Genomic DNA, 21,677 nt, shown 5'->3' with positions numbered 1-21,677 from the left:
CGGCTCACAGGATCAGCATCGCATCGCCGTAGCTGAAAAAGCGGTACCCGCGATCCACGGCCTCGCGATAGGCGGCGAGCACGCGCTCCCGCCCGGCCAATGCGGAGACCAGCACCAGCAGGGTGCTTTTGGGCAGGTGAAAGTTCGTCAACAATCCGTCGACGCCGGCGAAGCGGTGCGGGGGATAGATAAAGATCTCCGTCTCGCCGCAGAAGGGACCGACGGCGGCGTCGTTTGCCGCCGCGGCGGCCTCCAGCGTCCGGCAAGCCGTGGTGCCGACCGCAATCACCCGCCCGCCCGACTCCCGCGTCGCTCGAATTTCTTCGGCCGTGGTCGCGGACAGTTCGCAGGACTCCGCGTGCATTTGGTGGTCGACGATCCGCTCGCCGTCCATCGGCCGAAACGTGCCGACTCCCACATGAAGAGTCACACGGGAGACATGGACTCCCCTGGACTCACAGGCGGCGAGTAGCTCCGGCGTAAAATGCAGCCCCGCGGTCGGCGCGGCGACGGAACCGGGGCGATCGGCGAAGACGGTTTGATAGTCGGCGCGGTCTTGCTCGTCCGGGTCGTTCCGGCCGATGTACGGCGGTAGCGGAATCGAACCGACCGCCTCCAACGCCGCGAACGGTGACGCCGCCGCGGACGCATCCAGCGGGATCGCGGTCCAAACCCCCCCCTCGCCGCGTTCCTCCATCCGCAGCCGAAGCGAAGCGCCGCCGGGGCCGTCGGCTCGCACCACCTCGCCCGGCAGCAGCGTCCCGCGGGTCTTCGACATTACCCGCCAAGCGCCGCTCGACGGAGACGCGATCGAGAGGAACAAGCCCTCCCACTTTCCCCCCGTCGCCTCCCGCACGCCGCGCAGACGGGCCGGGACGACGCGGGAATCGTTCAACACCAGGCGGTCGCCGGGGGCGAGCAGGTGCGGGAGGTCCGCGATTGACCGGTGGGCGACGGCGCCGGTGCGGCGATCGAGCGTCAGCAGGCGGGCGGTTCCCCGCGGCGCCGGGCGGAAGGCGATCCGATCGGGCGGAAGCTCGTAGTCGTAGGCCTCGACGGAGAGGTCCGCGGGGTTCTCGAAGGACGATTTGGGTGGGGGAGCGGCCATGCCGATACCCTATCGCCGTGCCGCATTTCGTCCCGCCCGCCGACGCCGTCGCTGATGGAAACGGGGGACCGACGCCGCTGGCGGCCGTCATCACCGAACTCGACCCGGGCGGCGCCGAACGGGCGTTTCTCCAAGTCGTCCGCGGCCTGAGCGAGCGAGGCTGGGCGCCGCACGTCTTCGCGCTGCGGGGGGGACCGCTTTCGGAATCGTTCGCCGCGGCCGGCGTTCCGGTTACGACCTTGGACGGACTCCCGGGCGCCGACCCGCGACCGCTGGTGCGCTTCCTAAAACGCGAGCGACCGCCGGCGGCGCTGTCCTTTCTCTTTCACGCGAACCTGCTGGCTCGGTTTGCTGCGCGGGTCGCGGGACGGCCGGCCGTCGTGTGCGGGGTACGCGTCGCGGAGCGTCGGCGGAACGGCCATCGGTCGCTCGACCGCCTCACGGCATCGCTGGTCGATCGCTGGGTCTGCGTCGGCGAGAGCGTGCGGCAGTTCTGCATCGCCCCGGCGACGGCCGGCGGCGGCGGATTGCCGGCGGAGCGAGTCGTCACGATTCCCAACGGCGTTGACGCGGAGTTGTGGGCGAACGCGGCGCCGGCGGACCGAGCGTCGCTGCGACTGCCGGCGGAGTCGCGAACGCTTCTATTTGCCGGTCGAATCGATGAGCAGAAAGATCCGGATACGCTGTTGAACGCCTTTGCGGCGCTCGACCGGCCGGACACGTTCCTGCTGATCGCCGGGGACGGCCCGCTGTCCGACCGGGTGCAAGCGAGAGTCGCATCGAATGCCTTCGGGGAACGGGTACGGCTGCTCGGCCGGAGGGACGATCTGCCGTCGCTGATGCGGCTGGCGGAGGCGTTCGTGCTGCCGAGTCGATGGGAGGGCACGCCGAACGTGTTGCTGGAAGCGGCCGCGGCCGGCACGCCGATCGTCGCCACCGCGGTCGACGGGACCGCGGAGGTGTTCACGCACGGGGAAACCGCTCGCCTCGTCCCGGTGGGGGACGGGGATGCGCTGGCCGCGGAACTCCGCTGGACGCTCGATCACCCGGAGGCCGCCGCGGCGATGGCGAAGCGGGCGGGGGAGGCGGTTCTGGCCGTACACCGCTGGGACGCCGTCGTCGCCGCGTACGATGCGCTGCTGCGCGAGGTCATCGCACAGCGGCGCCGATGACTGGGGCGCCGGTGACTGCCGGCCCGTCGCCGGCGACGCGGAGCCGTCGCAGTCCGAATCGCAGCACGCTGGCCGCGGCCGGCGCCGCGACCGATCCGCCGCCCCGGAGATCGCCGACGGGATCGTGCACCACGCAGACGGCCAGCAGACGGGGCGCCCGCACCGGGCCGCCGATGACTGCGGAGGCGGTCGTGCGGTCCTCGGCGTACCGGCCGGCTTCCGCATCCCACAGTTGGGCGGTGCCGGTCTTGCCGAACAGGCGGTAATCGTCGCCCCGCACACGCCGGGCGGTGCCCTGTTCGACCACGCCGGCCAGCGGCTCGGCGATCAACCAGTCGGCCCACTCCCGCGGCAAAACGCGCGAGGCGATCGGCGGATCGTCGTTCCGCACCAACGTCAGTGGCAGCAGAGTGCCCCCGTTCGCCAACGCCCCGTGGGCGGCGGCGAGATGAGCGGCCGTCACGGTGATCTCATGCCCGATCGGCACGGAGTGCGTGCTGTAGTCGTCCCAGGCCTGCAACGGACGGAGAGATCCGGCCGCGGCGTTCGGAAGTTCCTCGCTGACCGTTCTCCCGAATCCGAAGGTCGCCGCGGTGCGATACAGCGTCGGGTTGCCCATCCGCCCCGCCAGCTTCGCGGTGCCGATGTTGCTGCTGTGAATCAGAATCTCCCCCGGCGTAAGCAAGCCTCTGCGAGCGACGTCGCGGAGCAGCCGGCCGTTCCCCGGCACGGTCCAGCGGCCGTCTTCGCAGTCGATCCGTTCGTCGACGGCGGCGAACCCTTCCGCCAGCGCGGTCTCGACGAACAGCGGTTTGACGGTCGAACCGGGTTCAAACGGCGTGCCGAAGGCATGATGCGTCCAGGCGCCGGGCTGGTCCTCGGGGACGTTCTCCGGGTCGAACGCCGGGCGGCTGGCCGCGGCGAGGATCTCGCCGGTGTGCGGATCGGTGACGAGCAGGCAGGACCACACGGGCGAAAACTCCGCCTGCACGCGGTCCAACTCCGTCTCCGCAAAGCGTTGAACGGCGGCGTCGATCGTCAGGACGACATCCTCGCCCGGCGCGGGCGGTCGGGATCGCCCTTCCAACACGGCCCGCGTCATGCCGCGGGCGTCGCGGACCGTTGTGCGCACCCCCGGTACGCCGCGGAGGCGGGCATCGAGCGTCCGCTCCATCCCGTTGACGCCCCGTCCGTCCAGATTCCGCAGGCCCACCACCGACCCGCCCACCCGTCCCAGCGGCGCCCGTCGGCGGTATTCCGGCCGGAACCCCCACCATTCCGCGGGGAGATCGAGCGCCCGCACCCGCTGTGCGGCGGCGGTATCGAGTCGTCGCTGCACCCAGAGGAACCAGCCATCCGGACGGCGGCGGACCTGCTTTTCAAGGGCGGCTGCGTCCAGGTCGATCGCTATCGCGAGTCGGCCGCAGCAATCGGCGATCTCGTCTTCCGGGATCTCTCTGGGCACGAGGAACAGACTGTCCGCGGTCACGGTCGTGGCGAGCAACCGGCCGTGCCGATCCAGCAGGTCGCCGGGGCGGGCGGGCAGAACCGTCTCGGATTGCCGCTGTCGAATCGCGGTCGCGGCGAACGTCTCGCCCCCGCCGATCGCCAGCACGCCGAGCCGCAGCCCGATCGCGAGCGCCGCGGCGAGCAACAGGCAGAACGCCGTCGTCTCGCGCGGTCCGGCCCCCGGCTGACGCATTCTGGGCGGGGCGGACATGCGGGCGAGAACCTCGGTGTACGCGGCTCAGCGCCACCAGAGCAGGGGGGCGTCCACGGGGGCGGCGTCGGGCGAGGCGCTGGCGGCGCGCTCCAAGAGACCGCGACCGACCGGCGCATCGGCGACGGCCTCGGCAGCCAGCCCGGTCTCCAAGCGGAGCCGGGCGCGTCGCTCCCGCAGTTCGTCGCCCGCCGCGGCCCGCGCGGCCGATTGGGCGTGCAACCCATTCGTCCGGCGACGCAGGGCGATGTCGACCTGAGCGACCGCCAGAATGAGAGCCAGCGCGGCGATGAATCGGGCGGTCATCGCGGAGCGTCGTTCATCGCATCGCGTTTTCCACGCGGCGCCGCACGCCGGTGGCGTCGGCCGGCAGGTTGAGCAACACCCCCGGCTTCAGCCGACGCGGATCGCGGATCTTGTCCCGGTTCAGGGCGTAGATCTGCTCCGCCCGACTGGCCCGGCCGAGGTGCTTCTGGGCGATCGCGCCGAGGGTGTCCCCGCTGGCGACCATGTAGACCGGTCGGCCCTGTTCGTCGACGCCGTAGCCGCTCCAGCCGGCGTTCGACGAGCGAGATTCGCTCGCCCGTTCCGCTTCGGCGAGGTCGGTGTCGTAGGCGAGGAGCACGCTGGGCGGCGGGCAGATCACTTTCATGCCGGGCTGCAGGTTCCGCGGGTCGCGGATCCGCAGGGCGTTGTAGCGGGCGAGCGCCTTGAAGTACTTCGCGGCGCCGTAGGCCCGCTTGCTGATCGCCCAATAGCTCTCTCCGGTCTGGACCTCAGCGACCTTGCGGTCGTTCGGGCCGCTGAAGCGGAAGGGCATGGCGGACTCGCCGTCGGCCGTGCGGACGGGGCGGGAGCCGGGGCCGTTGGGAGCGGCGAGGTTCGCTTCCGGGGCAAACGCCGCGGGCGTCAGACCGGAATCCGGTTCCTCCGCCGCCAGCGACTCGGCCGGGGCCGGCTTGGGCGTCGACGGAGCGGCGGGGGGAGCGTTCAGGTCAGGCCATTCCGCCATCACCGGCGCCGCCGGCACATCGGCCGCGGCCAGATCAGGCGCGGGCATGTCGGCCGCGGGCGGGGTCGCCGCAAGTTCGACCGGCGCCAGATCCGGCGTCGGCTCGGGGGCCGGTTCCATCATCGGCGGCGCGTCGAAGACGGTCGCTTCGGTTGCGGCCGTCTCCATGGCCGCCGGCGCGGCGGGTTCGGTCGGGGCGGGGAAGAAGGCGTCGTCGCCGGCGGCGACGGGCGCCGCCGCGGCGATCTCCGGCGCTGCGGGGGAGGACGGTTCATCGCCGCCCCACAGGGCCGCGTCGTCCATCGCCGGGGCTGCGGGTTCGAGCGCGGCTGCCGGATTTTCGGCGCCGGCGAAAGAGTCTTCCATCGCGGAGGCGTCGGCGGCGAGGGACGCTGCGGGAGCGTCCGTCGCCGGCGGGTTCGACTCGGCAACGTTCCAGAGCCCCTCATCCTCCGTCGGAGCGGGGGATGCCGCGAGTTCCGTCGGGGCCGGGTCGGCTTCCAGGAAGAACCCGCCGTCCTCGCTCGGAGCGTTCTCGGCGACCGGCTCCTCGGAGACGCTCAACTCGGCCATCGCCACCGTGGTCGGTTCGGCGGTCGAAGGCGCCGCGGGAGCCGGATCGAACGGCATCTCGACCGTGGACGGTTCGGCCGCCATCGGGTTCAGCGCCATCGACTGCTCGGGAGCGGTCGGCTCCGTCGCGGCGAACTCCGTCGCGGCGAGTTCCGCGGGGGCGTCGTCCGGGAAGAGCGGGTCGGCCTCCGCGGGGGCGGGCGTCTCTGCCGGCGTCTCCGCGAACATCGTGGGGGCCGGCTCCGTGGCGTCCGCCGCCGGGTCGCCCCAGAGTTCGAGCGCCCCGTCATCGGCCGTCGAATCCGCCGGCGTATCGGTCTCGGCCACCATGGCGTCAGTGGACGTCACGGCTTCGACGGGCGTCTCGGCGGCCAGCGACGTCGGCTCCAGCTCGGTCGGCCACGCGTTTGCGTCGGCTGCGTCGGCGGTTTCGGTCGGCTGAAACTCGGTGGCCTCGGCCACGGCGCCGGTCGTCGGCGCCGGCTCGTCCCACATCGGCTCCTCGGCGGGCGGATCCGTCATTGCGACTGCGTTCGGATCAACGGGCGTGTCGAACGCATTCAGTTCCGCGTCGAACGGGTCGTCGCTTTCGGCGAGGGTCGTGGGCTGCTCGGCAGGCGGGGCGCCGGTCTCCAGCAGTTCGTCGGCGGGCCAATCCGCAGTGGACGTGGCCTCGGCCGTTTGAGCCGTCTCGGCGGGAACCGGGTCCATGTTCCATTCGGCGACCGCGGCGTCGCCCTGCGGGTCGCTCCAATCGTCGTCGGCCGCGGGGGTCTGGGCGATCTCCACGGACGACTCGGGCTGCGGCGCCGGCGGGTCGCCGCCGAAGCCGGCGCCGCCGTCGGGCGCCTCCGGGTCCGGACCGAAGGGATCATCGAGCGCGGCCAGGTCGCCGGTGTTCTCGCCGTCAGTCACGGTTCCGAGTCCCTCTTCCGCATCCGGCGCCAGCGGATCGGTCGCTTGCCCCCCCTCCTCGGCGCCGTTGGCGGGGCCGTGCAGGGCGGCGAGGGCGGTCAGTTGGTCGTCGTACTTGCGGTACAGGACGAACCCGAACACGCCCACGAGCACCGCGAATACCGCGACGCCGACTTTGGTTTCGTTCGCCATGACGAGTCTCCCGCGTCGTGCGGAGGGGAAAAGGGGTTCCGTGTCGTTCCGTGACGACCAGGCCCGCAACCGATGCGAGCCATGATCGAGTGAATTCAAGCCGTAATTCGCGTCGCCGCCCGCAACTTCGCGGACCGCGCCCGCGGGTTGAGGCGGACTTCGCTGGGGGTGGCGGTCGTCGGCTTCTTCGCCGTCGGCCGCCAGCCGTTCGCCTCGACGAACGCCTGTTTGACGAGGCGATCTTCGAGCGAATGGAAGGTGAGAATCGCCGCCCGGCCGCCGGGCTTCAGGACGGCGGGCAGCGCGTCGGCGAGCGTCCGCTCGACGTGGCCGAGTTCGTCGTTCACCGCGATGCGGAGCGCCTGAAAGATGCGGGTCGCCGGGTGCGAACCGGACCCGGCGGGAGCGACCTGCTCCACGAGATCAGCCAGTTCGACGGCGGTGCGGATCGGGCGCGAGGCGCGACGGCGGACGATCTCCGCAGCGATCGCGGCGGAGCGGGGGTGCTCGCCGTATTCGGTGAGGATGCGGGTGAGTTCGGTTTCGTCGTCATCGGCCAGCAGTTCGGCGGCGGGACGGCCCTGGCGGACGTCGAACCGCAGATCGAGCGGCCCGCCGCCGCGTCCGTCGCCGACCCGAAAGCCGAAGCCGCGGCTGTCGTCGGCGAGCTGATCGCTGGACAGCCCGAGATCCAGCAGGGCCGCGTCTGCGCGGTCCACGCCGGCTTCGTCGAGCGCCGCGCGGAGTTCGCTGTGGGAGGCCTGATGAACGGTCGCCCACGGAAATGATTCGAGCGCTGCGGCGGCGTGACGCAGCATCAGCGGATCGCGGTCGACGCCGATCACGCGGCCGGTCGGTCCGACCGCGGCGGCCATTTTGGCGGCGTGCCCGCCGGCTCCGACGGTGCCGTCGATCGCGATCATCCCCGGCGTGAGGGCCATCGCGGCAAGCACTTCGCGAACGAGCACCGGCCGATGCACCGGTCGCGGCGCGGGCGATGAGGGCGGCGGCGGCGGGGAAGCGGGCACGATCGCGGGGGTCTAGTGCAATTCCCCCGGCGCGCGAAGACCGGATCAAAATGAGCCTCAAGTCTGAGCCGCCGACGACCGAGCGCTCGCATGACGCCGTGAACGGGCCCTATCTTTTCTCACCCGGACGCCCCTCCCCGCCTCCCTCGCCCAAGCTCCCATGTCGACCCCGTCCGCCGCGTCGTCCGCCGCTGGGACGGACGTGAATCGAGCGCGTTACGTCCCCCCGCCCACGCCGCCGCCGAGGTGGTTGCGCATCCAATCGCCGCTGGTGCGGGGGACGGCTCGATTCGTCGCATCGACGGCGTTCCGCGGCGGGGTGCGCCTGTGGGAGCGCATCGGACGATATCCGAAGCTGCATCGCCACATGCTGAAGACGGCCAGCATGCGCGGCCTCGGGGGAGCGGGCTTCGGCGAGTACGAACCGACCGCGAGAGACGCGTTCGTCGTCACCTATCCTAAGAGCGGGACGAATCTCACCCTTCAAATCCTGCACCAGATCGCCCATCGCGGTCGGGGGGAGTTCCGGCACATCCACGATGTGGCCCCCTGGCCGGAGTCGTACGCGCTCGGTTCGGCGTCGCTCGGGGACGATCCCGGCGACGGCGCCTTTCGGGCGATTAAAACGCATCTGCCGGCGGCGGAACTCCCGATTCCGACCGAACCCGGCCCGGCTCGATGGGTCTACGTGGCCCGCGATCCGCGGGAGGTGTTCGTCAGCGCCTACCACTTCTACCGCGGGCTGGCGTTCGGACCGGCGATGCCGACTGTCGAGAGCTGGCTCGGCACCTTCCTGCGTAACGAATATCACTTCGGCAGTTGGGCGGAACACGTCGCCGGGTTCTGGGCGCTTCGGAACCGGCCGGACGTGCTGTGGCTCACGTTCCGAGAGCTGACGGGCGATCCGGCTGCCACGCTCGACAAGCTGACGGCGTTCGTCGGCGTCGATCTGCGCGACGAGGAGCGAGCGGAGACGCTCCGGCTGTCCTCACGGGATTGGATGAAGGCCCACGACGAACGCTTTCGCCCCAACATCGCGACGCCGTGGGCGGAATTGGAGGCGCCGATGGTGCGTCGCGGCGTGTCCGGGGGGAGCGAAGAACTGCTGACGCCTGATCAGCAGCAAAGCATCGCGGAGTTCTGCGAAGCGGAACTTCAGCGGTTGAATAGCGATCTGCCGTACAAGGAACTGTTCGACTCTCGATGAACCTTGCTGATGGCGTGGAGCCGCCGCATCAGGCGTTCGGCGAGATCAGCCGGGCGATCCGCGGGTCATGCAGCCCCTCCGCGACGAACGAGGCGCCGTCGAAGCTCATCGCGGCGGTGTGACGGTTCGGCACCGCGACCGTCACCGCGCCGCTGGCGACGCCCGCGGCACAGCCGGTGCCGCTGTCCTCAAACACCAGCAACGCATCGATGGGCACGGCCAGCCGCTCCGCGGCGGTGCGGTAGATCTCCGGGTGCGGCTTGCCGCGGCTGACGTCCTCCGCCCCGAGCAGCGCATCGAACCGACCCAGCAGGTCGAACTGCTCCAGCATCTCCTGCAAATAGGAGCGGCTGGAAGAGGTGCACACGGCGGTCGGCAGGCCGGACTCGGCCACCTGGTTCAGCAGCGCTTCGGCGCCGGGCATGAGGGCCAGCCGTCCCTCCGCGTGGCCGCGGAACAGCTCCTCGACCTCCTCCATCAAGCCTTCGACCGTGTCCTTCAGGCCGAGGTGCTCGATCAGCGCCGCGAACGCCTCCTCCGCCCGCTTGCCCAGCATCAGGCCGCGGACCTCCGGCGAGTGCTCGTGCCCCCGGCGGGCCAGCAGTTCGTCGCCGGCTTTCTCGAAGACGTCTTCGCTGTTCAACAGCGTTCCATCGAGATCAAAAGCGACGGCGCGGATCGACACGGGGGAGGGCGGAGAGGCGGAAGGGGGCGGGTTCGCGGCTCAAACCTATCCGCGAACCCGCGAGCCCGCGATCCGTCTCATCCCGCGGTCAGCCAACGACGGGCCGAACAGCGCTGAGCGGCGTCGAAACACCGGATTTCCCCGCCGATCAGCGGTTCGAGAATCTCGATCCGCCGCCGCAGGACGGAGGGCTCGCCGACGAGCGCGAGGCGTTGGATCTGCTGGCCGAATCGCGAGGCGAACTTCGCGGTCCGCTCCTTGGCGGCCGCGTCGAAGACGGCGGCCCCGCGGACTTCCTGCAACACGTGCGCGGAGCCGCGACGGGCCAGCGCATCCCGCAGGCGACCGGCGGTCCAGTCCGCGTGATCCCGGGCTTCCTGCGGCGTGTGACCGGCGGGGCGATCGTCGACCAGCATCTCCAGCAGAGCCGGCCCGGTGGGGAGCGAGCAGCCTTCGAGCAACGCAATCATTCAGGCATCCGTGCGAGTGAGAACCGGCCGCCTTCGTCCATGAAGGCGCGGCCGAGAACCGAACCGCCGATCGGGCGGTCGGTTCGGGGGGCGCGGGAGCTAGCAGACGCCCCGCGAGGGCGCGAAGCCCGGCTCCGGCCGATCCGTCGATTCCTGTTCAAGCGCCTCGCGACCGTCTCAAAGCGCCGCACGGGCGGCGTCCAGCAGGGCGATCCACGGTTTCACGTAGTGGCCGCTGTCGTGAAAGGTGCGGCCGCTGCACAGGTTGCCGTCGACCACGCTGGGGGCGTCGACGTAGACGCCGCCGCAGACTTCCAGATCGAACCGGCACTTCGCCACCGTCGCCATCCGGCGACCCTCGACGCAACCGGCGCGAGCGGGGATTTCGACGCCGTGGCAGACCGACAGGATCGGTTTGTTCGCTTCGAAAAAGGAGCGCGTGAGCCGGATGAGGTCGGGGTCGTCGCGGAGGTACTCCGGCGCCCGTCCGCCGGAGTAAAACACGCCGAGGTAGTCGTCCGCCTTGGCCTCCGCGAACGTCACGTTCGCGTCGATCCGGTAGCCCTCCCACTCCTTCGTGATCGTCCAGCCCTCGCGGACCTCGTGCATCACCATCTGGTAAGTACGTTTCTCCGGAGCGGCGACGACCGGCTCATAGCCGGCCTCGATCAATCGATGGTACGGGTACATCGTGTCCAGCGTCTCCGAGGCATCGCCGACGACGATCAGAACGGGCGGGCCGGGCATTGGTATCTCTGAAGTGTGCGGGACAGTCATCGTGCGGGACCGGCATCACCATCCCGAACGCCGGCGCCGGCGGCAATGCGGAGCCGCTCAGAGCGACCGGCCGTGGAGGCCTCGGGCGCCGCTGCAACCGCAACTGCGGGCCGGTCTGCGGCGGCTGGTCACGGTGGCGGTCGTTGCGAGGCGTTCCCGCCGTACTTAGGGTTCGATAAACTCCCAAGGGCCGTTTCGTTCGAAGCGAGGCATGCGTGTGTCGGACGTGACGGTCGTATTGCAGCGCATCGAAGCGGGCGACGAGGCCGCCTCCGCGGACCTGCTGCCGCTGGTCTACGCCGAGTTACGCAGGCTGGCCCGAAGTCGGATGCGATCCGAGGCCGCCGGGCACACGTTGCAGCCCACCGCGCTGGTGCACGAGGCCTATCTGCGGCTGATCGGTCCAGAAGAATCGGCGATCAGCGGCGGCTGGGACGGCCGCGGGCACTTCTTCGCCGCCGCAGCCGAAGCGATGCGACGGATCCTGATCGAAAGCGCACGCCGACGCCGAAGCTTGAAACGCGGCGGCGACCGCGATCGACGGGCACTCGGCGATCCGCCCGAGCAAGAAGAGGACATCGACCGCCTGCTCGACACCGACGCGGCGTTGCGGAAGCTGGAGTCTCAAGACCCCGACCTCGCCAAACTGGTCGAGCTACGATTCTTCGCCGGACTGACGGTGGAAGAAGTCGCGGCCGCGCTCGACCTGTCGCCGCGAACGGTGAAGCGGCGCTGGGCGTTCGCTCGGGCGTGGCTCGGCCGGGAACTCGGATCGGATTGAACCTCGGATGAGCCATCGCGCTTCAACGACGCCGCGGCCGAACGTGGCGCCGGGCCGGGCCCAGTTCGTCGACGAGATGTCGATCTTCCTGCGCGCGGTCGACATCGAATTGCCAGGGGAGCGAGCCGCGTTCCTCGCCGAGGTCTGCGGCGAGGATGCCGCGCTCCGGTCGGCGATCGCGCGACTCTTGAAGGAACACGACCGCGAGGACCATCCACTGGACCGTCCAATCGTTCGCCCCGATGAGGCGGACCGTTCCGCCGAGGAGTTCTCGGGCGAGGCCACGCTGCGGTTCGCCCCGCCGGACGTGGGGGAGACCGTCGGTCCCTACCGGCTGCGGGAGAAGATCGGGGAGGGCGGATTCGGGTTGGTGTACGTCGCCGATCAGCTCTATCCCGTTCGCCGGCGGGTCGCGTTGAAGATCATGCGCCCCGGGACGGAGACCGGGGAGACGACCGCCCGCTTCGAAGCGGAGCGGCAGGCGCTGGCCCTGATGGATCACCCCAACATCGCCCGCGTCTTCGACGCCGGCGCCACGGAGACGGGCCAGCAATACTTCGCGATGGAGCTGGTCCGTGGCGTCGCCCTCACGGCGTTCTGCGACGGCGCTCGATTGGACGTGCGGGGGCGGCTGGACCTGTTCGTCTCGATCTGCAACGCCGTCCAGCACGCCCATCAGAAGGGCGTCGTGCATCGCGATCTGAAGCCGTCCAACGTCTTGGTGACGCTGCAGGACGGCCGCCCGGTCCCGAAAGTGATCGACTTCGGCATCGTCAAAGCGGTCGGGCCGAAGCTGACCGATCAGACGATCTACACCGGCTTTCGCGCGATGGTCGGCACGCCGGCCTATATGAGTCCTGAACAGGCGGAAATGAGCAGCGAGGAGGTCGACACCCGCAGCGACGTCTACTCGCTGGGCGTCTTGCTGTACGAGTTGCTGACCGGCTCCACGCCCTTTGCGGGCGATCGTCTGCGGGAGGCCGGGCTGATTGAGTTCCGCCGCATCTTGCTCGAAGAAGAGCCGCCCCGGCCCAGTACCCGGTTCAGCACGCTGCGGATGGACTTGGCGACCACGGCGGCCGCCCATCGTCGGCTTGAACCGGCCCGATTGGCCAGCGCTTTGCGGGGGGATCTGGACTGGGTCGTGATGAAGGCCTTGGAAAAGGCTCGCGGCCGACGCTATCCAACCGCGGCGGCCCTGGGGGAAGACGTCACGCGTTACATCGAAGGGATGCCGGTCGAGGCCCGTCCGCCGTCGACGGCGTACCGGTTCTCCAAGTTCGCCCGTAGGCACAAGGCGGTCCTGGGCACCGCGACGATCGTGGCCGCGGCGTTGGTGATCGGGGCGGGCGTGAGCGTGTGGCAGGCCGCCAACGCCCGCATCGCGGAGGGGCAGGCTCGTGCCGCCGAAACTCTGGCCCGTGCGGCCGAAAGTCAGGCGCGACGCTCCGAGGCGGAGGCCGATCGCTCCCGTGACGAATTGGAGGAGTTCGTCGATCGACTCCGGCGGGCGACCGATTTGCTGGGCAAGGCCCGCGCCCTCGCCGACGCCGGGGACCGCGCGGCGGCGTTGAAGGCGCACGATCAGGCGACCGAGGCGCAGCCGCGGTACTTCCTCGTCTGGTCGGAGCGAGGTTTGTTCTTCGCCCGCCTCGGCCTGTGGGACCGGGCCGCCGCCGACTTCGCCCGCGCCCGTGATCTCGGCGCTCCCGCGACGGGGGCGGAATTTCTCGGCGTGCCGCAGCTCTTCATCTACACCAATCGCAGCACGGAATACCGGGAGGTCGCCCGCGCGATGGCGGCCGCGGAGGGACGCTATGAACAAACGGAACTGCGGGGGCGTTTGGCCGGTCCGCTGTCCCGGTCCGAAGCGGCGCGACTCGCCGTCGCCGCCGAACGGCTGATCGAAGACGACCGCAGCGAAGACGACCGCAGCGACGCCGGCCCGGAGAGTTTCGACCGCCGAGGACGCATCCCCGACGGCGTGAAACGGTACATCGCGGGCTGGGCCTATCTCCGAGCCGGCGAACCGGATCGGGCGATCGTGCGGCTCGAACAGGCCGCGGCCGATCGACGCTGGTACGGCTACGGGATCGTTTCGCCCCTGTTGGCCCTCGCGTACGCCGAGGCCGGGCGGCCCCAAGCGGCGGCGGAGGCCTTCGAGGTCGCGGAACGCACGCTGGACGGCTACCTCGCCGACGCCGCGGAGCGGGCCGAAGGCGTCCCGCCGATGCCTTGGTTCGATTGGGTCGAGTTCCTGCTGTTCCACCGCACGGCGGTCGCCCGCTTCGGGAGCGACCGGGACGATCTCGAGGAGCGGCTCGAAGCATTGCGACGCCGCACGCTCGACGGACTCGAATAGCCGCTGCGAGCGATCTGACGGCCCCCGTCGTCCGTCCGTCCTCAAGAGTCCGCCGCAAACGGTCCGTTCCCCGGCGGGACCGGCCGTGGTCCTCCCCGTAGCGGGGCGATCACCGGTGTTAAAAATGACCCAGTCGATCCATCGATCACGCCCAGATTCCCCCGAAAGGAGTTCGCCGTGCCGACTGTCTTCGCCGAACCGTCCACCGCCGCTGCCGGCCACGCCGTCGCCGATGGATCTGCCGAGAATGTCATCGAGGTGACGCTGACCGGCAAGCTAGCCGCCGCAGATTACGAAGCGTTCGTGCCTCGCATCGAGCCCTTGCTGCAGCAGCACGATAAGGTCCGCATGGTAGTGATCTTGGACGATTTCCACGGCTGGAGCGTCGGGGCCCTCTGGGAGGACGTGAAGTTCGATTTGAAACACTTCGCCGACATCGATCGCCTGGCGATCGTCGGCGACGCGACTTGGGAGAAGGGGATGTCCGTCTTCTGCAAGCCGTTCACGACCGCCAAGGTTCAATACTTCGATCTCTCGAAGGTGGATGCCGCACGGGCCTGGGTGCGGGAGAACTGAACCTCACAGCGTCCGAGGCGCGTTCAGCTTTCGGCGTCGTTTCGCTGCTTCGGGCTGCGTTTGTTGAGCCACAGTCGAAGGTAGGCGGCGAGTCGTTTGCCGACGGCGCGTTCGTCGCCGGCGATGGCGTCCGCGCCCGCCTTGAGAAAGTCGTCCCGATTGAGTTCGTAGCGGGCTCGGACGATCACGTGCGCCTGCGGAGCGTTGGCTCGGAATCGCTCGACGACGCTCAACGCGGCCCGCGGGTGCGGGACGGTGACGACCACCGCGGCGCATTCCCGCAGCCGGGCGTGGTCGAAGACCTCCGTGCGCGTCGCGTCGCCGACATCGGCTTGCAGGCCGAGACGACGGGCGTCTCGCACGGCATCCGGATTCATGTCGACCACGATCGTCCGCACGCCGCGGTCGCGGAGCGTCTCGGCGGCCATCCGGCCGGCCGGCCCGAAGCCGATCACGGCGACCTCGGGCGGCAGGCGTACGGTGGAATCCTCTTCCATCTGCGGCCCGGCCTCGCCGAGGAGACGGGACACGGCGACCCCGAACCGCGGCGCCAGCGGCACGAGGAACGCGGTCAGGAAGAATGAGGCGATCGCCGTGGAGACCACCAGCGAATACAGCTCTTCGGAGACGACCCCGCCCTCGCGACCGACGCTGCCGAGCACGAACGCGAACTCGCCCACCTGCGCCAGCGCCAGGCCCGTGGCCGCGGCCGAGCGCCGCGATCGCCCCAGCGCCCGAAACACCGCCCAAACGACCAGCAGTTTGCCGAGCGTCACCGCCGTCAGAACCGCGGCGACGATGTACCAGTTTTTGATGATCCAAAGCGGGTCGGCGACCATCCCGGCCGCCCCGAAGAACAGCGTGAGCAGGATGACCTGCAACGGCGAGATATCCGCACGGATTTGCGTGGCGAACTCCGAGCTGCCGAGCATCATCCCCGCGACGAACGCCCCCAGCGCCGGGGAGATCCCCGCCGCATGCGCCGCCCACGCCGACCCCAGCCCGGCGACGGCCGCGAACGCGACGGTCAGTTCGCGGTTCCGCCGCAACGTGAGCGTGCCCAGCGCCCACACCGCGGCCCGCGTGAGCAGGAACAGCCCGACCGTCAGCCCAGCGGCCACCAAGACCAGCCTCCCGACCTCCGCAGCGATCTCGCCCGGCGATCCGCCGCCGCCCAGCACCGTCATCAGCAGCGCCAGCGGCACGACGGCCACATCCTGCGTCAGCAACACGCCCAGAGAGTCCCGGCCGTGAGGCGCTTCGATCTCGCTGCGTTCCATCAGGATGCGCAGCACCACCGCGGTACTGCTGGGGGCGACCATCACCCCGAAGGCGATCGCGCCCGCGACCGTGGGACTGAAGAACCACGCCGCCCCCGCCATGACGACGATGGTCAACCCGACCTGCAGCGCTCCGCCCAACAGCGGCTTCGGCCCCAGCTTCCGCAGGCGGGCGACGGAGAACTCCAGGCCGAGGCTGAATAGCAGCAGCGCGACGCCCAACTCGGCGACCGCTTCGATCTCGTGCTCCGTCGCCACGACGCCGAAGCTTCCCGGCCCGCCGAGAACCATCCCCGCCAGCAGATAGCCCACGATCGGGCTTTGTCCGAATCGGGCGAACAACCCGCCGACCAACAGCGCGCCTCCCAGGAGGACGACCACGTCACGCAGGACCAACCACAAATCCACGGGCGGCTTTCAGGGGAAACGAATCGGAGCAGACGGCGGGCGTGGGGGAGGTCTAGCGCCGAACGCCGACGCCGGCGAGTCCCACGGCGCCGCCCCGCCGCCCCCCGTTCAAAGAAAGCCAGGAGAGACACGAGCGCGACGCCTCGATCCACCGGCGCTAGCCCGTCGGGGCAGGGAAGAGTAACGCGGTTTGCGGGCACTTCCGTTGGCGCGAAACGACGAAACGACCGCGGCCCTCGAACGATTCGAGAGCCGCGGTCGTCGGATCTGTGTGCTGTTCTGTGTGCTGTGAGGAGGCAGCGTGCCTGCTGGTTCCTAATGTCCGGCGCCGTGGTAGTCGTAATGCCCCGGGATCACGTCCAGGTGATCGCCGTGCCGGACCACCTCGGGAGCGTGGAAGTCATAGTGGCCAGCGTGGCCAGCCGCGGGCGTATGAACGTCCCGTCCATAGCTGCGGCCGTATCCGAATCCCGTCAGAGAATCCCCGCGGGAACGATAGGAGCGACGATCGAACCGAGACCTGGCTCCGCAGTGCGAGTCGAGACGGTCGTTGTATCGATTCCCGTACCGGCTGTTGCCGAACCCGAAGTTTTGAGTTGAATCGAACCGGGAGTCGTACCTCGACTGCGGTGCATACGAGGAGCCGCGTCCGGGCGAGTCGTAACCGTTGCCGTAGTGACCGTTGCCGTAGTAGCCGTCGCTGTAAGAGGCCGCATTGCCGCCCAGCGAGAGCCGGAACGAGACCGACGAACGATCGCCCGCGTCAGCGACGCCGGAGCCGGAGGCGATCAAGGCGGCCGTGGTCACAGCGGAAAGGGAGAGACGCCACATCGTTGCGATCCTGCGACAGAGGGAAGGGGTTGCCCTCAATCACGATGCACTCACCGTGCCGAACTTCGGGCGCGAAGAATCGGCTATTCTCCAAGGGATTCGTGGCGATCGCATGTGGCCGACACGCGAAGGGTGTCATCGGATCGACGTCAGTCTTCCGGGGTGTCAGTAGCGACCTGGCAACAAAAAACCCGCCCCGGCGAACCGGGGCGGGTCAGTGGAGGCGGGGGGAATTGAACCCCCAAGTGGAACTGACGTAACCCGTTCACCGGTCGAGACTTCCGTGTCCGGCGGAGGGGCGTGCGCTGCGAATACGCTGCAGACGAGCGGCGTCAATCGGCCCGAATTGTCGTCGGCTGACCCGCGGCTGGCGGTGGTGGCGGCGGCTTGGGACTCGCTCCCGGAACCGATCCGGGCCGCGATCGGCACGCTGGTGGATTCCGCCGGCGGCTCGGGACCGCCGCCCGTGGATGGAGGCGGGTGAATTGAACCCGCCGGTCAGTCGCCGACGCCGCTGTCCAGCCGCAACTGGACCTCTTCCATCGCCTGCCGCAACGCCTCGGCGACCTCGTCCAGCGTGCCGGACCGGCCGCGGCTGACCGTCACCCGCCAGCCGTCCTCCGTCTGGAACCGCTGCCGGGTGCCCCGCGGCTTCGCCGGGCCGGACTGTCGACGGACGGCTTCGGCCGCCTGCTCGTGCGTGACGCCCCCGCCGTCGGCGTTCGCCGCCGACCGCTGGGCGTCTTCGCCGTCAAGCTTCGACAACTCGTAGCCCGCGCGGGCGGAGAGTTCGCCGGCCTCCACGCGGCGGCGCAGGTCTTCGGGCAGTTTCAGCAGGGCCAGGGCGCGGGAGACCCGGGACGGGTTTACCCGGAGCCGACGGGCCAGTTCCCGCGTGCCCCAGCCGTTGGCGGCCATCAGTTCCTCGAACGACCGGGCCTCCTCGACCGGTTTCAGGTCGCTCCGCAGCATGTTCTCGACCAGCTGCTCCTCCAAAATCTCCGTGCGGCTCAGTCCGTCGTCATGGAAGTAGCAGTCGATCTCCGGCAGCCCGGCGGCGCGGGTCGCCCGCCAGCGGCGTTCCCCGCTGATCAGCATCCAGGCCCCGGCCGGCTCCGACCACCGCACCCGCACGGGCGCGAGCTGTCCGCGGTCCTTGAGGCTCTCGGCGAGCCGTTCAAGCTCGTCGGGGTCGAACTCGGTCCGCGGCTGCTCCGGGTCGGGGACTACGCGGTCCACCGCCACCCGCCCGAACTTCCGGTTCGGCCGTCGGCCCACGTCCCGCAGGGACGCCACCGGCGACAGTCTCGGGGCGGTGTTGCCACTGGCAACACCCTCCTCCCGCACGCCGACCGACTCCCGCAGGTGCCCGCCGATTTCCCCCAACACGTTCCTCGTGGACGCCGCCTTGCTCATGCTCCCCCCGCCGCCCGCCGCGGCTGCTTGGACGCCAGCCGGGCGTCGATTTCTCTCATCAGTTCTCGCGTAGCCTCGGCCGCCTTGCTGTGCGGCTCGTGGAACTCGACCGGCCGCCGGCGGGCGAGCGCGACCTTGAACGCGCTCGCCTCGGGAACCGTGGTGTCCAGCACCAACTCGCCGTAGGCGGCCCGCAGTTCCTTCTCGTAGCTCCGGTGGATCAGCAGCCGGGAGTCCACCCGCGTCAGCAGGTGACCCAGCCGGCGCAGCGACGGGTTCAGCGTCCGCGCCTCCCCGACGGCGGCGTGGACCGCTCTGATTCCCTGGGTACCAAAATCCTCCGGCGGGACCGGGATCAGCACCCGGTCGGACGCGACCATCGCTGTCCAGCTACAGGTGTAGAGGTTCGGCGGGCAGTCGATCAGCACCACGTCGTAGGCCGGCAGCTCGTCCAGCAGTTCGCGGACGGCGTATTGCAGATCGCCGCCGGTCTCCGGCTCCGGCTTGTTGTGCCGGGCCAGGTGGTGATTGGCGGGGACCACGTCGATGCCCTCGAACTCCGTCCGCAACGCCAGCCGCGAGCGGTCGGCGAAGCCGAAACGCTCGTCGAACAACACCGCCAGCGTCCGCTCCGGCGGCAGGCTCTCGACCAGCCCCGGGCCGAAGAACCCCTGGCTGGTGGACCCCTGCGGGTCCGCGTCCACCAGCAGCACCCGCCGGCCGTCGGCGGCCAAGGCTCCGGCCAGGTGGAAGCCCGTGCTGCTCTTGCCGCACCCGCCCTTCTGGTTGATTAGGCAGAGGACCGTCACCGGACCCCCGCGTCTGCCGCGGGTGTTGCCAGTGGCAACACCTCGATACTCGTTCGCTCGTTCATGCCCCCGACGCTGTCACGACCCGCAAAGATCCGTCAACGAGTTTTCGCCCTCGGCCCCTGCGAAAACAGGCGTTGCGCGTCCGGGCCGGTACTGCCAGAGTCGGTTCTAACTTTAAGCGGGTTGAAGCGGGGCCGACGTTCGGCCCCGTCTCCTACCGTGAAACGAAACACGAAAGCACCGTGAGGCGAAACACAGTTCTATCGTGCGCCGGACTGAGGATCACCATGAAATGAAACACGAAACGCCGTGAAACGAAACACGCCAGACGCCCCCAAGCCCCCGGCATCGTTCGGTTTTCCGCCGACCGTAAGTACCTATTCTGTGTACCTCAAGACAACATCCGTGGTGGTCTTTTGAGGGGAGCGGCGGAGAGCGAAGCGAACGCGGCAGCCGGCTGGTACGACGAACTGAACCTCGCGGAGTTCGGCCTGGCGTCCGCGGGCGAGCGTCGCCTGGACGGGAAGAAGACCGTGATCTTCGAGGACACCGTCTGGGATAAAGAAGCTCGAAAACGACTGCCGCGGAAGCTGGCGATCTCCGGCAGCGACCTCTACGGCCTGCCGACCGCGAAGGACGACGACGTGCTGCTGGCCTGCGTGCAGCTGTCGGCGGCCGGCGGATTCGCTGACCGGGATGTCCAGTTCAGCCGCTACGAACTGCTGAAGCTCCTCCGCTGGGAGGACTCCACGCGGAACTACCGCCGGCTCTCGAAGTCGCTCCGCCGCTGGGCGGGGCTGACGGTCTACTCCAGCCGGGCCTTCTACGATCACCGGCGCAAGTCGTGGGTGAACCGCGACTTCGGCGTCATCGACAACTTGATCGTCTACGAGCGGGAGGCGTCCGAAGGCGCGGCCGCTCCCCAGTCCTCTCGGTTCACCTGGAACCAAGTGTTCTTCGACAGCTTTCAGGCCGGCTACCTCAAGCGGCTGGACTGGGATCTCTATTGCCGGCTGCAAAGTCCGGTGGCGAAGCGGCTGTATCGGTTCCTGGACAAGCGGTTCTACCGAGGAGGCAAGGTGGAGGCGGACCTACGCACGCTCTCCGAGCGAACCGTGCGGCTGTCGGCGTCGAACCACACCGGCCAGCACAAGCGGCAACTGCTCGTCGGCATCGCCGAACTGGAACGGGAGTGGGAACTGAAACCCACGGCGCCCGCCGAGCGGTTCCGTAGAGAAGCCCGCGGGAAGTGGACGGTCGTGTTCGAGCGGAAGCGGCGGTCGTCGTCCAAAAGTGTTGCTACTGACAACGCCCTCACCGGTGCGGCCGCGGACCTCGCGGCGGCGGGCGTCTCGGCGACGATGGCTGCACGGCTGGCGAAAGTCGCCGACGAACGCACCGTGCGGACGATGCTGGCCTTGTTTGAGCACTACCGGCAGACGGGCAAGCGGCGGGACGCGGGGTTCCTGGTGAACTGCGTCCGCGACCCGGCGGGCGTGCGGTTCCCGCCGAACTTCGTCGAGCCAAAGGCCGCCGCACCGCGGACGCCGCCGGACGACCGCTCAAAATCCCGTATTCGTCCCCTGCGGGATTCTCCGGGCGGACCGGGGGCAAAGGCGCCGCCGGCGAAAAGCGTCGCACAGCGGGCGTTCTCCGCCTTCTGGGACGGACTCGACGGGCTCGAACGCGCGGCGTTCGAGCGGGAGGCCGCCGCCGCGTGCGGCCCGCTGCTGCGGGACGGGCTGGAACGGACGCGGACCGGCGGGGGGGCCGCTTTCGAGGCATACCGAAAGCTGGTACTGCGTGAGCATTACCAACGCATCCGCGGCGGACCGGCCGACGCGGACTGAACGGGAGACGGAACGATGTACGAACTGAAGCTGAAAAGCGGGGACATGGAGTGGGAGCCGCTGGACTTCGCGGGGATGGCGGTCAAGCCGCTCCGCGTCGATCCCGAGACGTGGGCGATGACGGTCCTCACCCGCATGGGGCCGGGGACCGAGATCCCGGCCCACCGGCACTCGGCGGCCGACGAGACGGCCTTCGTCGTGGAGGGGGACTTCGTGGAGGACGGCGAGAGGTTCGGCCCGGGGGCCTGCTTCCACGGGGCGGCGGGGAGCGTCCACGGCCCGCACCGCAGCGCGGGCGGCTGCGTGCTGCTCATGCACTTCACCGCGAAGCTGGACTTCCTGCCCGTCGACTGACCGCCCGCCGTCAGACCGAGAGCAGCCGCCGCGTCACGTCCCGCCGGGTTCTTTCCTCCCAACCGCCCCGCGGGACGGAGAGCCGGACGGAGCCGCCGTCGTAGGCGGTGACGGCCAGGCCCGCGGCGGCGAAGCGGCGGCCGGGAGG

At 69.8% G+C, this 21,677-nt stretch carries 20 protein-coding genes; 8 read left to right on the top strand and 12 right to left on the bottom strand.

Annotated elements, in window-relative coordinates; translation table 11 throughout:
- Positions 1-4: 4 nt before the first annotated feature.
- Positions 5-1,108, bottom strand: a complete 1,104-nt coding sequence (queA, locus tag LzC2_RS10380; protein WP_171186576.1) for a tRNA preQ1(34) S-adenosylmethionine ribosyltransferase-isomerase QueA — start codon at positions 1,106-1,108, stop codon at positions 5-7.
- A gap of 17 nt (positions 1,109-1,125) precedes the next feature.
- Here queA and LzC2_RS10375 point away from each other — a divergent pair, with 17 nt between their 5' ends.
- On the top strand, positions 1,126-2,280 hold the full coding sequence (locus LzC2_RS10375) for a glycosyltransferase (protein WP_171186574.1): 1,155 nt from the start codon (positions 1,126-1,128) through the stop codon (positions 2,278-2,280).
- On the opposite strand, the gene LzC2_RS10370 is transcribed toward LzC2_RS10375, so the two are convergent.
- The 4 genes from LzC2_RS10370 to rsmH form a co-directional block, all read right to left on the bottom strand.
- Complete coding sequence (locus LzC2_RS10370) at positions 2,258-4,000, bottom strand: peptidoglycan D,D-transpeptidase FtsI family protein (RefSeq protein WP_171186572.1); 1,743 nt, start codon at positions 3,998-4,000, stop codon at positions 2,258-2,260. The genes LzC2_RS10375 and LzC2_RS10370 overlap by 23 nt on opposite strands.
- Before the next feature lie 27 nt (positions 4,001-4,027).
- Positions 4,028-4,306, bottom strand: a complete 279-nt coding sequence (locus LzC2_RS10365) for a hypothetical protein (RefSeq protein ID WP_171186570.1) — start codon at positions 4,304-4,306, stop codon at positions 4,028-4,030.
- A 13-nt stretch (positions 4,307-4,319) separates the two neighbouring features.
- Positions 4,320-6,692: a LysM peptidoglycan-binding domain-containing protein gene (locus LzC2_RS10360; RefSeq protein ID WP_171186568.1), complete on the bottom strand. Its 2,373-nt coding sequence runs from the start codon at positions 6,690-6,692 to the stop codon at positions 4,320-4,322.
- A gap of 95 nt (positions 6,693-6,787) precedes the next feature.
- Positions 6,788-7,660, bottom strand: a complete 873-nt coding sequence (rsmH, locus tag LzC2_RS10355; protein ID WP_315854622.1) for a 16S rRNA (cytosine(1402)-N(4))-methyltransferase RsmH — start codon at positions 7,658-7,660, stop codon at positions 6,788-6,790.
- 220 nt (positions 7,661-7,880) lie between these two features.
- Between rsmH and LzC2_RS10350 the strand changes: the two genes are divergently transcribed.
- Positions 7,881-8,927 (top strand): sulfotransferase domain-containing protein, encoded by a 1,047-nt coding sequence (locus LzC2_RS10350; protein WP_171186566.1) that lies wholly within the window; start codon positions 7,881-7,883, stop codon positions 8,925-8,927.
- A gap of 28 nt (positions 8,928-8,955) precedes the next feature.
- On the opposite strand, the gene LzC2_RS10345 is transcribed toward LzC2_RS10350, so the two are convergent.
- The 3 genes from LzC2_RS10345 to LzC2_RS10335 form a co-directional block, all read right to left on the bottom strand.
- Positions 8,956-9,612 (bottom strand): HAD family hydrolase, encoded by a 657-nt coding sequence (locus LzC2_RS10345; protein ID WP_171186564.1) that lies wholly within the window; start codon positions 9,610-9,612, stop codon positions 8,956-8,958.
- A 77-nt stretch (positions 9,613-9,689) separates the two neighbouring features.
- Positions 9,690-10,082 carry a SpoIIAA family protein gene (locus tag LzC2_RS10340; RefSeq protein WP_171186562.1) on the bottom strand — a complete coding sequence of 131 codons (393 nt, stop codon included), beginning with the start codon at positions 10,080-10,082 and terminating at the stop codon, positions 9,690-9,692.
- A gap of 177 nt (positions 10,083-10,259) precedes the next feature.
- Positions 10,260-10,829 (bottom strand): DJ-1/PfpI family protein, encoded by a 570-nt coding sequence (locus tag LzC2_RS10335; RefSeq protein ID WP_171186561.1) that lies wholly within the window; start codon positions 10,827-10,829, stop codon positions 10,260-10,262.
- A gap of 241 nt (positions 10,830-11,070) precedes the next feature.
- Between LzC2_RS10335 and LzC2_RS10330 the strand changes: the two genes are divergently transcribed.
- The 3 genes from LzC2_RS10330 to LzC2_RS10320 all read left to right on the top strand — a co-directional run bounded on the left by LzC2_RS10330 (position 11,071) and on the right by LzC2_RS10320 (position 14,578).
- Positions 11,071-11,640 (top strand): ECF-type sigma factor, encoded by a 570-nt coding sequence (locus LzC2_RS10330; RefSeq protein WP_171186559.1) that lies wholly within the window; start codon positions 11,071-11,073, stop codon positions 11,638-11,640.
- 76 nt (positions 11,641-11,716) lie between these two features.
- Positions 11,717-14,002: a serine/threonine-protein kinase gene (locus LzC2_RS10325; RefSeq protein ID WP_171186558.1), complete on the top strand. Its 2,286-nt coding sequence runs from the start codon at positions 11,717-11,719 to the stop codon at positions 14,000-14,002.
- A 177-nt stretch (positions 14,003-14,179) separates the two neighbouring features.
- The gene (locus tag LzC2_RS10320) at positions 14,180-14,578 is read left to right on the top strand and encodes a SpoIIAA family protein (RefSeq protein ID WP_171186556.1); all 399 of its coding nucleotides are present in this window, start codon (positions 14,180-14,182) and stop codon (positions 14,576-14,578) included.
- A gap of 23 nt (positions 14,579-14,601) precedes the next feature.
- Here LzC2_RS10320 and LzC2_RS10315 read toward each other — a convergent pair whose 3' ends face one another.
- Together LzC2_RS10315 and LzC2_RS10310 are read right to left on the bottom strand one after the other, a co-directional pair.
- On the bottom strand, positions 14,602-16,266 hold the full coding sequence (locus tag LzC2_RS10315; RefSeq protein WP_171186554.1) for a cation:proton antiporter: 1,665 nt from the start codon (positions 16,264-16,266) through the stop codon (positions 14,602-14,604).
- A 315-nt stretch (positions 16,267-16,581) separates the two neighbouring features.
- Positions 16,582-17,097 carry a hypothetical protein gene (locus tag LzC2_RS10310; protein ID WP_171186552.1) on the bottom strand — a complete coding sequence of 172 codons (516 nt, stop codon included), beginning with the start codon at positions 17,095-17,097 and terminating at the stop codon, positions 16,582-16,584.
- A 346-nt stretch (positions 17,098-17,443) separates the two neighbouring features.
- Between LzC2_RS10310 and LzC2_RS10305 the strand changes: the two genes are divergently transcribed.
- Entirely contained in the window at positions 17,444-17,581 is a 138-nt protein-coding gene (locus LzC2_RS10305) for a hypothetical protein (protein ID WP_171186550.1), read from the top strand.
- A gap of 14 nt (positions 17,582-17,595) precedes the next feature.
- Here the strand turns inward: LzC2_RS10305 and LzC2_RS10300 are convergent, their stop codons facing one another.
- Both LzC2_RS10300 and LzC2_RS10295 read right to left on the bottom strand, forming a co-directional pair.
- Positions 17,596-18,513 (bottom strand): ParB/RepB/Spo0J family partition protein, encoded by a 918-nt coding sequence (locus LzC2_RS10300; RefSeq protein ID WP_171186547.1) that lies wholly within the window; start codon positions 18,511-18,513, stop codon positions 17,596-17,598.
- Entirely contained in the window at positions 18,510-19,322 is an 813-nt protein-coding gene (locus LzC2_RS10295; RefSeq protein ID WP_171186544.1) for a ParA family protein, read from the bottom strand. Before LzC2_RS10295 ends, LzC2_RS10300 begins: the two co-directional genes overlap by 4 nt.
- A 419-nt stretch (positions 19,323-19,741) precedes the next feature.
- Between LzC2_RS10295 and LzC2_RS10290 the strand changes: the two genes are divergently transcribed.
- Together LzC2_RS10290 and LzC2_RS10285 are read left to right on the top strand one after the other, a co-directional pair.
- Positions 19,742-21,175, top strand: a complete 1,434-nt coding sequence (locus LzC2_RS10290) for a replication initiator protein A (RefSeq protein ID WP_171186542.1) — start codon at positions 19,742-19,744, stop codon at positions 21,173-21,175.
- A 15-nt stretch (positions 21,176-21,190) separates the two neighbouring features.
- Complete coding sequence (locus LzC2_RS10285) at positions 21,191-21,529, top strand: cupin domain-containing protein (protein ID WP_171186540.1); 339 nt, start codon at positions 21,191-21,193, stop codon at positions 21,527-21,529.
- Positions 21,530-21,677: the final 148 nt, after the last annotated feature.

This window comes from Alienimonas chondri, assembly GCF_013036045.1.
Classification (GTDB): domain Bacteria; phylum Planctomycetota; class Planctomycetia; order Planctomycetales; family Planctomycetaceae; genus Alienimonas; species Alienimonas chondri.
This window is presented reverse-complemented; position numbering and strand designations above follow the sequence as displayed.